The organism is Thermodesulfobacteriota bacterium, assembly GCA_036482575.1.
Classification (GTDB): domain Bacteria; phylum Desulfobacterota; class GWC2-55-46; order GWC2-55-46; family JAUVFY01; genus JAZGJJ01.
In genome coordinates this window covers 1-10,919 of sequence record JAZGJJ010000215.1, presented here as the reverse complement: position 1 = coordinate 10,919, position 10,919 = coordinate 1, and the positions used below count along the sequence as shown (strand labels likewise).

11 protein-coding genes are annotated in these 10,919 nt (G+C 54.9%); 6 read left to right on the top strand and 5 right to left on the bottom strand.

The annotated features are described in order from the left end of the window. The first annotated feature begins 658 nt into the window (after positions 1-658). Both V3W31_09665 and V3W31_09660 read left to right on the top strand, forming a co-directional pair. Positions 659-2,086, top strand: coding sequence for a tetratricopeptide repeat protein (locus tag V3W31_09665; protein MEE9615193.1), 1,428 nt, complete (start codon positions 659-661; stop codon positions 2,084-2,086). Positions 2,087-2,173: 87 nt separating this feature from the next. Continuing rightward, positions 2,174-2,656: a hypothetical protein gene (locus V3W31_09660; protein MEE9615192.1), complete on the top strand. Its 483-nt coding sequence runs from the start codon at positions 2,174-2,176 to the stop codon at positions 2,654-2,656. 176 nt (positions 2,657-2,832) lie between these two features. Here the strand turns inward: V3W31_09660 and V3W31_09655 are convergent, their stop codons facing one another. The 3 genes from V3W31_09655 to hisIE are packed head-to-tail and all read right to left on the bottom strand — an operon-like array spanning position 2,833 to position 4,948. Next, positions 2,833-3,909 (bottom strand): mechanosensitive ion channel family protein, encoded by a 1,077-nt coding sequence (locus tag V3W31_09655; protein ID MEE9615191.1) that lies wholly within the window; start codon positions 3,907-3,909, stop codon positions 2,833-2,835. Positions 3,910-3,913: 4 nt separating this feature from the next. Next, positions 3,914-4,252, bottom strand: a complete 339-nt coding sequence (locus V3W31_09650; GenBank protein MEE9615190.1) for a histidine triad nucleotide-binding protein — start codon at positions 4,250-4,252, stop codon at positions 3,914-3,916. Between the two features lie 6 nt (positions 4,253-4,258). Further along, on the bottom strand, positions 4,259-4,948 hold the full coding sequence (gene hisIE, locus V3W31_09645) for a bifunctional phosphoribosyl-AMP cyclohydrolase/phosphoribosyl-ATP diphosphatase HisIE (protein MEE9615189.1): 690 nt from the start codon (positions 4,946-4,948) through the stop codon (positions 4,259-4,261). 118 nt (positions 4,949-5,066) lie between these two features. Between hisIE and pdhA the strand changes: the two genes are divergently transcribed. The 3 genes from pdhA to V3W31_09630 all read left to right on the top strand — a co-directional run bounded on the left by pdhA (position 5,067) and on the right by V3W31_09630 (position 8,456). Then, entirely contained in the window at positions 5,067-6,134 is a 1,068-nt protein-coding gene (pdhA, locus tag V3W31_09640; protein ID MEE9615188.1) for a pyruvate dehydrogenase (acetyl-transferring) E1 component subunit alpha, read from the top strand. Further along, positions 6,122-7,084 (top strand): alpha-ketoacid dehydrogenase subunit beta, encoded by a 963-nt coding sequence (locus V3W31_09635; GenBank protein ID MEE9615187.1) that lies wholly within the window; start codon positions 6,122-6,124, stop codon positions 7,082-7,084. The genes pdhA and V3W31_09635 overlap by 13 nt, the downstream gene beginning before the upstream one ends. 214 nt (positions 7,085-7,298) lie before the next feature. Further along, positions 7,299-8,456, top strand: coding sequence for a dihydrolipoamide acetyltransferase family protein (locus V3W31_09630; protein MEE9615186.1), 1,158 nt, complete (start codon positions 7,299-7,301; stop codon positions 8,454-8,456). A 640-nt stretch (positions 8,457-9,096) separates the two neighbouring features. Here V3W31_09630 and V3W31_09625 read toward each other — a convergent pair. Together V3W31_09625 and V3W31_09620 are read right to left on the bottom strand one after the other, a co-directional pair. Further along, on the bottom strand, positions 9,097-9,495 hold the full coding sequence (locus V3W31_09625; GenBank protein MEE9615185.1) for a hypothetical protein: 399 nt from the start codon (positions 9,493-9,495) through the stop codon (positions 9,097-9,099). Between the two features lie 453 nt (positions 9,496-9,948). Beyond that, positions 9,949-10,482, bottom strand: coding sequence for a hypothetical protein (locus V3W31_09620; protein ID MEE9615184.1), 534 nt, complete (start codon positions 10,480-10,482; stop codon positions 9,949-9,951). Between the two features lie 138 nt (positions 10,483-10,620). Between V3W31_09620 and V3W31_09615 the strand changes: the two genes are divergently transcribed. Then, positions 10,621-10,919: hypothetical protein (locus tag V3W31_09615; protein MEE9615183.1), on the top strand; the 299-nt coding region annotated here is incomplete at its 3' end.

Genomic DNA, 10,919 nt, shown 5'->3' with positions numbered 1-10,919 from the left:
GGTCCAAAATGCACGGCCGCCTCGCCTGACGGAAAACTTGCCGGTTTGGCGCGTGACGGGGGGGAGGAGTAGGGGAGGGGGGGATAACCGGGGCTGTTGAAAAAGTGTCTTTTTAAAAAAGAATAGTCATTCCTGCGAAAGCAGGAATCCAGTTATTTTTGCCAAAAATCCTGACATAATCGTTGACAAAAGTAGTGACAAAAGCCCTGACAAATTCGGGATAATCCGGTAATTATCTTTGTAAAATCAACTGCTTACGTTTGACAAAAACATGGACAAAACTATGGACAAAAATACTGTCAAAAAGGTCATGACGGGGCTGTTGAAAAAGTGTCTTTTTCAAGAAATAGTCATTCCTGCGAAAGCAGGAATCCAGTTCTTTCAAGGACTTCTGGACTCCCGCCGGAGTTTATCCCGTACTTGATACGGGGCGGGAGTGACAGAAATATTGTTTTTTTTCAACAGCCCCATGACTACGTATTTATAAGGTCTTACGAACTATTTGTATTGCTTCCTGTAGTCGGTAGTTGTAGACCTTGCTGAAAAGTTGTATATTGCAGGTGGTAATCAATAATTGGAATCGTAGGGTTCCGCTTCGTTTGCCCGGCTTATGATATTGGTGGGAGATGAAATCATGAGGATGTACCGGCGGCATTTGATGTGCACAGGCGTCTTTCTTTTAGGTGTCGCGGTCTTTACCCCTGCACAGGCTCAGGAAGATTTACCGGCTATTGTCAAAAGGATTACGCCGTCTGTTGTCGTTATTCTGACCTATGATGAGAAAGGGGAAGCTATAGGGCAGGGGAGCGGCTTTTTTATTAACCAAAATGGCGATGTCATCACCAACCGGCATGTGCTTGAGGGAGCAGTCCGCGCCGAGGTGAAAACCGCAGATGATAAGGTCTATCCGGTTAAGAAAGTCCTTGCCGAGGACAGGGAGGGAGATCTCGTGCTCGTCTCTGCGGATGTCACCGGGCATGCAGTGCGACCCCTGCCGGTTAGCACCGCAAGTGTTGAGGTCGGCGAGCGGATAGCTGTGGTCGGCAGTCCTTTGGGACTTGAACTGACGGTCTCAGACGGGATTGTCTCGGCCGTCCGGGAGATTCCGGCGTTCGGAAAGATTATTCAGCTTACGGCACCCATGTCCGAGGGCTCCAGCGGCAGTCCCGTGGTCAATGTGAAAGGTGAAGTGATAGGGATCGCAACCTTTCAAATGTTAGAGGGGCAGGCCCTCAACTTTGCCGTTCCCGGAGAGAGGGTGCTGAATCTTACACCGGGTAAGGGACAGACTCTCGTCGAATGGCAGGGGGGCGAGATGGAAGAACGGCTTGCCTATGCGGAAGAATTTTTCTTTACAGGGCTTGTTTTCTATTGGGCCGAAGGCCCCAAGGAAGCCCTTTTCTACTTTGAAAAGGCGGTTAGCGAAAATCCCAGTTATGCAGAAGCCTATTTATTTATAGGATATTGTAAGATGTTAGGTTTTAGATTTTTCGATGACGCGGTTGAAGCCTTCAAGGAGGCGATCCATATCAGATCCGATTTTGCGGAAGCATACAATGGTCTGGGCGGAGCTTATTTCTTGCTCGGACATCTTAACGATGCTGTCGTAACCCTCAAACAAGCCATCCATATAAAGCCTGACTTTGCTGCTGCATATAAAAATTTGGGTGCGGTTTATAACCAGCTTGGAGACTACAACAATGCGGTTGAGGCCCTTAAACAGGCAACCCGTCTTAGACCTGACCTTGGGGGGGCTTACTTCGTCATGGGTATGGCTTATACTAATCTTGGATTCTACACAGAAGCGGTTGAAGCTTACAAGCAGGAGATCCGTATCGATCCTGATTATGCGGAGGCGCACTTCGGCCTAGGCACTGTTTACATCAGTCTTATTCTCCCCAACGAGGCGGTTGAAGCCTTCAAACAGGCGATCCGTATCAATCCAGACTATGCGGAGGCGCACTTTGCACTGGGTATGGTTTATTCCATACTTGAGGATAGGGGTTCTGCCCTGCAAGAATATAAGATTCTCAAGGACCTGGATAGGGATTTGGCCAACAAACTATTTAATATGATTTACGAATGAGTAGTGGCGTAGGTTGGGTAGAGCCCCGTATCAAGTACGGGATAGACTCCGCGAAACCCAACGATTTCAATTGTGAAGGGGGGGTATATGAGTGCACTCTGGAGAACAAATGGTTTAGATGAACTGTGGGAGTCTGCACCAACTTCGGCAGGTATTTATATTATAAAATGCAATAAGGTAGTTAGGCGAGTAGCGGGACAAGACCATAGTGGTATCCTGTATATAGGGAAGTCAATCAAACTACGCAGACGTCTTAAGCGATTTATTGATTTTAATCATATAGCCAGTGGTTTTTTGTGGGAGAATAGGGAAGTAGCTGGAGGTATTCTAGGGGAACGATGCCAAAGTGATGAGGACTACTTAATAGAGCAGCTTGGAAAGTTGAAGGTTAAGTTCTCTACGATTAACAAAAGCAAACTTGAAGAGGCAGAAAGAGCTGTTTTACATGCCTACGTTCGAAAATTTGGAGAAGTCCCTCCGCTTAATAATAGCTTACCAAAACGCTGGTCAAAAGAGCCGAGCAAAAACAGTTTATGTTGGGCTAGTTGGGCTAGACGAGGACTTAAGTAAGCGGCGTAGGTTGGGTAGAGCGTAGCGAAACCCAACGGTTTCAATAAACAATACTGTTGGGTTGATAAAACCAACCCAACCTACCGCCTCAATAGCGCTTGATGTTTCGGTGTGTCCCCGTATCAAGTACGGGGCAAGGCCCCACACCGAAACTGTTGAATAGCGGCCGGGTTCCATTACCCTTGCGGCGCGGGTTGGTTCTCCGTCTTTTCCATGAATAGCGTCTGCGTGGGGTAGGCGAACTCTATCTTCCTCTTTTCAAACTCCTCGTATATCACTAAGTTTATGGCCTGTTGAATGTCCATGTATTTGTTGTAGTCGCCCGAGAGCACATAGTATACGACCTCGAAATTGAGGCTGAAGTCGCCGTAGCTTGAGAAGTGCGCCCTGTTGAAGTCGGCCCCCTCGATGCCGGTTATAGTCTCCTTTATGACGCCGGGTATCTCCTTCAATCTGTCGGAGGACGTCTGGTATGTGACCCCGAGGTGGAAGACGACCCTCCTCTTCTGCATCCTCTTGTAGTTCTTTATGCGCGAGCTCGTCAGGTCCGAGTTGGACAGCACGATCTGTTCGCCCCCGAGGCTCCTTATCCGGGTGGTCTTTATCCCTATGTGTTCGATCGTGCCGAGGTGCCCGCTGTCGAGGATGACGAAGTCCCCGGTCTCGAAGGGGCGGTCCGTGATGATGGAGAAGTAGCTGAAGAGGTCTCCGAGAACGGCCTGGGCGGCCAGCGCCACGGCGATGCCGCCGATGCCGAGCCCGGCTATGACGCTTGATATCTCGAAGCCGAGGTTGTCGAGGAGGAAGATTACCCCGAGGCCCCAGATCACCACCTTTATGGCGGGCATCATCCCCTTAAAGCCTTGCCGCTTTTTCGGGTCCGCGTCCTTCAGGTAGAACTGTTCGGCGGCGTGGGCGACGAGTCCGCTTATGAGCCGGATGCTGAGCAGCGTCAGCAGGATGACCCCGACGACCTCGAGTCCCTTATTGAGGGCCGAGGGGAGTATCAGGCTCCGCGTGGCCACGTAGAAGACGCCGTAGTACATCAGCGGCACGGCGTTCTTCCTCAGCATCTCGATGATGAAGTCGTCGAGCTTGCCTTCGGTCTTCTCGGTCCACCTGTGGAGAGCGCGTATCACCACCGAGGTGATTATCTTCACGATCAGCAGGCCGACGACTATTGCGGCGGCTACGATAATGTAGCTCAGTACGGTGTTTTCAAAGAAGGTCTTTTGCAGAAGTTCGTTTAACATCTATTTACCCCATCTTCCCGCCGAGCGGCTTCCCGCCGATGACGTGCATGTGCAGGTGGAATACGACCTGCCCGCCCTCCTGGTTGGTGTTTACGACGGTACGGAAGCCGCTCTCGGCCACCCCTGCCTCTTGCGCGGCTTCCGAGGCCACCCGGAGCATCTCGCCGAGCAGCTCCGGGTCATCGCAGTCGAGAAGAGTAGCGTAGTGCTTCTTCGGCACGACGAGCAGGTGCGTCGGGGCCTGCGGGTTTATATCCTTTATGACGAATAGCCTCTCCGTCTCGCGGACCTTTTCCGAAGGTATCTCGCCCGACCCTATCTTACAGAATATGCAGTCCTCCATATGCGCTTACTCCTTCTTTCCGGACTTTTTCTTCCGGGACTCTTTCTCTTCTATGCCCGAGGTGCCGAACCGTCTCTCGAACTCGGCGAATACCTCACCTATGGCTATATCATCCCTGCCGAGCATAATGAGCGTGTGGAACCAGAGGTCGCACAGTTCGCTGACCACTTCGTCCTTGCCTTCCTTCTTGGCGGCGTTTATGAACTCGGCCGACTCCTCGTGGATCTTCTGGGCTATCTTGTTCGTGCCCTTCTCGTAGAGCGAGGCCACGTAGGACTTTTCCGGCGATGCGTCCTCTTTTTTCCTATCGAGTATCACCTGGTAGAGCCGGGCGATAATGTCCGGGCCCGCGGGCTCTTTTCCCCCCCCCCTGCCGTTGTCCATGCGGTTGAAGAAGCAGGTCCGCGCGTTCGTGTGGCAGGCCGGGCCGGTCTGGTCCACCTTCAGAAGGACCGTGTCGCAGTCGCAGTCGTAGCGGACCGAGCGGACTTTTTGGATGTTTCCCGACGTCTCGCCCTTCATCCAGAGCTTTTGCCGCGAGCGGCTGAAGTAGTGGGCCCTGCCGCTCTCAAGCGTCTTCTCCAGGGCCTCGCGGTTCATGTAGGCGACCATCAGGACTTCCCCGGTCGTGGCCTCCTGGGCCACCGCCGGCACGAGTCCCTTGTCGTCGAACTCTATCTTTGAAATGTCCGCCATGATTCAGTGAGGATATAATAAGCCGCATCGGTTGTCAATATTTACCCCCGCCGCCCCTGCCGGAGGGGGGGATGGGGGTTTCTTGACTAACGGCCCACCGCCTGCTAAACTTGCGCCTATGTCGGAAACCGTTAAAGCAAGTTTTGAGGTCAAATACCTGCAGGTCATAGACGAGGCGGGCAACGCCGACCCCTCCCTCATGCCCCCCCTTTCTGACGACGAGCTGAAGATGTTTTTCGAGAAGATGGTCCTTGTGAGGACCTTTAACACGAGGAGCCTGAGCCTGCAGAGGGAGGGCCGTATAGGCACCTACCCCTCCATCCACGGCCAGGAGGCTTCGCAGATCGGGAGCGCGCTCGCCATCGGGAAGGACGACTGGGTCTTCCCGTCCTTCCGCGAGACCGGGGTGCTCGTAACGCTCGGCTATCCCATGTGGATGCTCCTCCGGTACTGGCTCGGGGACGAGCGGGGGGCGAAGTGTCCGGAGGATCTGAATATCTTCCCCATGAGCGTGCCCGTGGGGAGTCACATACCGCACGTGACCGGTGCGGCCATGGCGATGAACTACAGGGGACACAAGAAGGTAGCCGTCGGCTACTTCGGCGACGGCGGCTCCTCCAGGGGCGACTTCCACGAGGGTTTGAACCTTGCCGGTGTGTTCAACGCTCCGGCCGTCTTTATCTGCCAGAACAACCAATGGGCCATCTCGTGTCCGAGGAAGAGCCAGACGGCGGCCGAGACCATCGCCCAGAGGGCTTTCTCTTACGGCTTCCCCGGCGTGCAGGTCGACGGGAACGATATAATGGCCGTCTACAAGGCCACCAAAGAGGCCGTCGAGCGGGCGAGGGGGGGAGGAGGTCCGACCTTCATAGAGTGCGTCACCTACAGGCTCCATAACCACACGACCGCCGACGACGCGTCGAAGTACCGCTCGAAAGAGGAGGTCGAGGAGTGGGAGAAGAAGGAGCCCCTTATAAGGATGAGGCTCTTCATGAAGAAGAAGGGTCTCTGGAGCGAGGAGTACGAAAAGGAGATAACGAAAAAGGCCGAGGCCGAGGTGGACGCCGACATAGCAAAGGAGGAGTCCTTCCGGCCCTCCGAGCCGGGCGACATCATGCGCTTCACGAACGCCGAGCAGAGCCCGAGGCAGCTTAAGGAGATGAAGGAGCTTGGATGGCTAAAATAAATATGGTCCAGGCCATAAACCTCGCGCTCGCCGAAGAGATGGCCGGCGACGGGGACGTACTGGTTATCGGCGAGGACGTGGGTCTGGACGGCGGGGTCTTCAGGGTAACCGACGGGCTGCTCGAAAAGTTCGGCCCGGGGAGGGTGGTGGACACCCCGCTCTCGGAAGTGGGCATACTCGGGGCGGCCGTGGGCATGGCCGTCTACGGCCTCAAGCCCGTGGCCGAGATACAGTTCATTGCTTTCATTTACGAGGCGTTCGAGCAGGTCTACTCCCACGCCGCGCGTATCCGCACGCGTTCGAGGGGGCGCTTTACCTGCCCGCTCGTGGTGCGGGCCCCCTACGGCGTAGGCATAAAGGGGCCCGAGCTTCACTCGGACTCGCCCGAGGCCATCTTCTCCCACATGCCGGGGCTCAAGGTGGTCGTCCCCTCGAACCCGTATAACGCGAAGGGGCTTCTCGTCTCGGCCATAAGGGACCCGGACCCGGTCATGTTCCTCGAGCCGTCGAGGCTCTACCGGTCGATAAAATCGGAGGTGCCAGAGGGGCCCTACACCGTGCCGCTCGGCAAGGCTAATGTTTATCAGGAGGGGAAGGACTTTACTGTCGTCGCCTGGGGCGCGATGCTCCACCGCGCGGCCGAGGCCACCGAAGGGTTCGATGCCGAGATAATAGACCTTATGACGCTAAAACCGTTCGACGAGGAGACGGTCCTCGATTCGGTCAGGAAGACCGGCAGGCTCGTCATCGTCCACGAGGCCACGAAGTACTGCGGCATGGGGGCCGAGATAGCCGCACTTGCGGCCGAGGAGGCCATGCTCTCTTTGAAGGCCCCGGTCCTCCGTGTGGCCGGACCCGACGCCGTGCCGCCCATGGCGAAGCTGGAGGACGACTACTTGCCGGGTAAGGACCGTATAAGACGGGCGTATGAGACTGTAATGAAGTATTAGGGGCCGTCGTTCGTCGTTCGTGGTTCGTTTTAGGTTTTTTTATAAGTATACACAGTGCCATAAATAGTTGCGCGTACAGAACGTCAGAACAAAGCAGACCGAGGCGTGACGAAGGTGAGGAGTGAGGCGTACTTTGATAGTACGCCGCAACGACGAGCCGAGGAGCAACGAAGGTATGCGCAGTTATGACGTTTTGTATAGCAGGAGGTAACCCATGCCATATGAGTTCAAGCTGCCGGACCTCGGTGAGGGCATAGTCGAGGGAGAGATCGTGAAGTGGCACGTCAAGGAGGGCGACCCGGTGGAGGAGCACCAGGTCGTGGCCGAGGTCGAGACCGACAAGGCCATCGTCGAGGTGCCTACCCCGAAGAAGGGTAAGGTGCTAAAACTCTGCCGCGCGGAAGGGGACGTGCTCGCGGTCGGCGAGACGCTCTTTGTCATAGAGCCCGAGAATGAGGTGGAGGAAGAGGGGGAAAAATCCGTCTCGGTCGTGGGTACTCTCCCCACCGAAGAAGAGGTGCTCGCCACTCCCAAGGTCCGGAGCCTCGCCAAAAAGCTCGGCGTGGACCTGAAGGGTATCTCCGGCACGGGGCCGGGCGGGGCCATAACCGAGGACGACGTCCGGGGCGGCTCGGAGGCCGCGAGGAAAGAGGCGCGCGACAGGTTCGGCCCCGTAGAGAGGGTGCCCATGAAGGGCGTCAGGAAGAGTATCGCCAGGAACCTGAAACTCTCTCAGGAGAGGACCGCGTTCGTAACGGGCATGGACGACGCCGACGTAACGAGGCTCTGGGACCTCCGGGAGAGGGAGAAGGACGTGCCCAGGCTGGAGGGCGTGCACCTTACGTTCATGCCCTTCTTCATGAAGGCCGTGCAGCACGCGCTTGTGACCCACGAGAGGCTTAACGGCAGCATGGACGAGGACACCGAAGAGATAGTAGTAAAAAAATACTATAACATCGGCGTGGCCGTGGACACCCCGGACGGGCTCATGGTCTCGGTGGTGAGGGAGGTCGACAAGAAGACCATCCTCGACCTCGCCCGCGAGCTTCAGGAGTTGAGCAAGAAGGCGCGAGAGAGGAAGATAACCCTGGATGAACTCAAGGGGAGCACCTTTACCATAAGCAACTTCGGCACCTTCGGCGGCGTTTACGCAACGCCCATTATAAACTATCCGGACGTGGCCATCCTCGGCACGGGCAAGGTCAAGGAAAAACCGTGGGTGGTGGACGGGAAGGTGGAGGTCAGGAAGATACTGCCGCTATCGCTGACCTTCGACCACCGGGTGGTCGACGGCGGCGAAGCCTCCGCGTTCCTGAATAAGATAATCTCCTACCTGGAGGACCCAGGGAAGCTATTTATTGAGAGTTCGTGAGCGCGTCACGAACTCCCCTTATTCAAAAGGGGATGTTCCCCCCCCATTACCCCCGTCATTGCGAGGGACTTTAGTCCAGCGGCAATCTCGCCCTTCCCTTTCCACTCCCTCTTGCGCTTCCTTTAGACCCCCTCTCCCCTGGTGGGAGAGGGCTGGGGTGAGGGGGAGAACTTTAACCTAGAATATCTTCCCTTCCCCTCCCTGTTGCGCTCCGCGCTTCGCTCCGGAGCGCTTTGTGGGATGGGTTCTCTTAAGCTGCACCCCCGTCACCCGGCCGCCCCACAGTCTGCCCCACCTTAAATCGCGCACTACGTGCGCTCATGCGGCCCCGGCATCCTGTCCCCCTCCCGGCTGACCTACCTTAAGCTACAAGAACCCATCCCACCGGGGTTTAGTTAAGGACAAAAACAGGAAGGCGGGATGTTGAAGGAGGGGAGGAGGATGCGAGGACAGTATTACACCTACTACTTTTCACTTTTGAGAAGCTGAAAAAATTGAGGGTTACTGAGCGAAACATTTATAACTGCCAAAATCAGCGGCGCTTGCTACATCATGATTTATCTTCCTCTCCCTTTTTTTAAAACTTCATTGTAGTGTTGTTATACTTTTCCGGTTTTAATTAGATTTCTTACAATTGCATTCATGCTTGATGCAGACTCAATTTCACCCTTATCCATTTTTTTATATATTGAATAACTGCCTTGTTTGCTCTATCTTTGATAATATAAGGAAGTTTAGCATCTTCGCCACGAAAACCTAGCGGCTCATCATCTCGTTGCTCCAATGTCCCATAATAAAAAAGATGCGATTTTCTAACTTGCCTGGCTGCTTCATCCTCAGACAAACCGTCTTCTCTAAGTTTAATGAAAAGAGCCAATTGAGCAACGTTATCCTGTTGTTCAAGCGTTTTGCAATCGTCTAATGTCAAAGATTCCCACCACTGGATATCATATTCAGCGACTAGTTCATTGTCATCCAGATGGATAGGTAAATTAGGAGCAGCTTGGCTCGTTCCGAAAAGTTTCTTCAAAAAGCCCATTTTCTACTTCCTCCTTTATTCTGCAAAACGGGACGGTTGTAGATGCTCAGTAATTAGGTAACTTTTTCGAGCTTGCCAGAGAGTGCTACGTTTTTTCATCTTCCATGTTTCGGCGTGTCCTCACGCCGAAACCATCCTTATTGATTATCGGTAGAAATATACAACATTCTGGCAGGAATCACAACCATCGCTTTCAGGAAGAAAGTGCCAACTCCAATAATCTTATCTTTCCTCCGATAAAAGTTCAAGCGCGGTCTTTGTCCTTCAACAAGCCTGTCGTGAGTTTATCGAACGGCTCAGGGCAAGCGGGGGGCTAAACCGGTAAGTTGCCCGTCAGACGAGGCAGACGCGTATTTTGGCCCGCAGGCGTATAGTGATATACGTCGAGGAGGCAAAATGTGCGGCTAACGAAGTATGGCGGGGAAATCGCCGGTTCACAAAGTAGCGTTCACGCTACTTTGTATCCACCGCAACCCCTATATCACTATTACCTTTTAAAGCCCGAAGCAGCACCCACGCCCCCCACTCCTCGTCGCTCAACCCCTCTACCCCTTCTATCGCTTCCTCTATAATGGTCCGAGCCATGAGGGCGTCCTGCTCCTTGATGCTGAGCCTCTCGTCCAGCGCCTGCCAGAGCATGGAGATCAGCCGGGCCTCCTCCCTGCCGCCCCTGGGTATCAGGAGCGCCCCGTCCTCGGACGGGTGCCTCGCTCCGGCGTAGATGCGAAAGGGCGTTTCCGTGTCCACGCGGCGGTCGAAACAGATTACGAGGCTCTTCCTCTCGGAGTCCACGATTACGGCGCAGGTCGTGCCGCCGTCGCGGTGGAGGAAGACGTCCTTCAGCGAGATGGTGCCGCCGAGCCGGGGCAGCCCGGTCCCCTCGTCCTCCTCGCCTGCGGCCCCGGCCACGCCGGCTAAACTAATGGCCGCCGCGGTCACGAGGGCCGGTATTGTCAGCACACGGATTATCTTCAAGGTTCTTGCCACCCGTCTCCTCCTTATAGGTTTTACCCCGGCATCCACCCGGATTTCAAGGTATTATTCCCCCCCACCCTCACATGAAGCGCGGGCCGCTGAGGCAAGAACCTGTTTACATGAAGGGCCCATCCTGATATTTTTAAGGCTATGAGTGAAAAGACGGATAAAGTGCCCCCGGGGATATGGCTCGTCCCGGGCTCGCTGGTGGTTATAGTCGCAGCGGCGCTCCTCGCATACTCGAACACCTTCAGTTCGCCGTTCCTGCTCGACGACTCGCACACCATAACGAATAACACCGCACTGAGGGACCTCTCCCGCCTCTGGCCCCCGTCGGGCACGAGGTATGTCGGTTTTTTATCTTTCGCGCTGAACTACCGGTTCGGCGGGCTGGACGTCTTCGGCTACCACCTGGTAAACCTCGCGATCCATATAACAAACGGACTCCT

Coding starts and splice junctions, on each gene's coding strand:
- V3W31_09665 (MEE9615193.1), top strand. CDS start 659: ATGTGCACAGGCGTCTTTCTTTTAGGTGTCGCGGTCTTTACCCCTGCA.
- V3W31_09660 (MEE9615192.1), top strand. CDS start 2,174: ATGAGTGCACTCTGGAGAACAAATGGTTTAGATGAACTGTGGGAGTCT.
- V3W31_09655 (MEE9615191.1), bottom strand. CDS start 3,909: ATGTTAAACGAACTTCTGCAAAAGACCTTCTTTGAAAACACCGTACTG.
- V3W31_09650 (MEE9615190.1), bottom strand. CDS start 4,252: ATGGAGGACTGCATATTCTGTAAGATAGGGTCGGGCGAGATACCTTCG.
- hisIE (MEE9615189.1), bottom strand. CDS start 4,948: ATGGCGGACATTTCAAAGATAGAGTTCGACGACAAGGGACTCGTGCCG.
- pdhA (MEE9615188.1), top strand. CDS start 5,067: ATGTCGGAAACCGTTAAAGCAAGTTTTGAGGTCAAATACCTGCAGGTC.
- V3W31_09635 (MEE9615187.1), top strand. CDS start 6,122: ATGGCTAAAATAAATATGGTCCAGGCCATAAACCTCGCGCTCGCCGAA.
- V3W31_09630 (MEE9615186.1), top strand. CDS start 7,299: ATGCCATATGAGTTCAAGCTGCCGGACCTCGGTGAGGGCATAGTCGAG.
- V3W31_09625 (MEE9615185.1), bottom strand. CDS start 9,495: ATGGGCTTTTTGAAGAAACTTTTCGGAACGAGCCAAGCTGCTCCTAAT.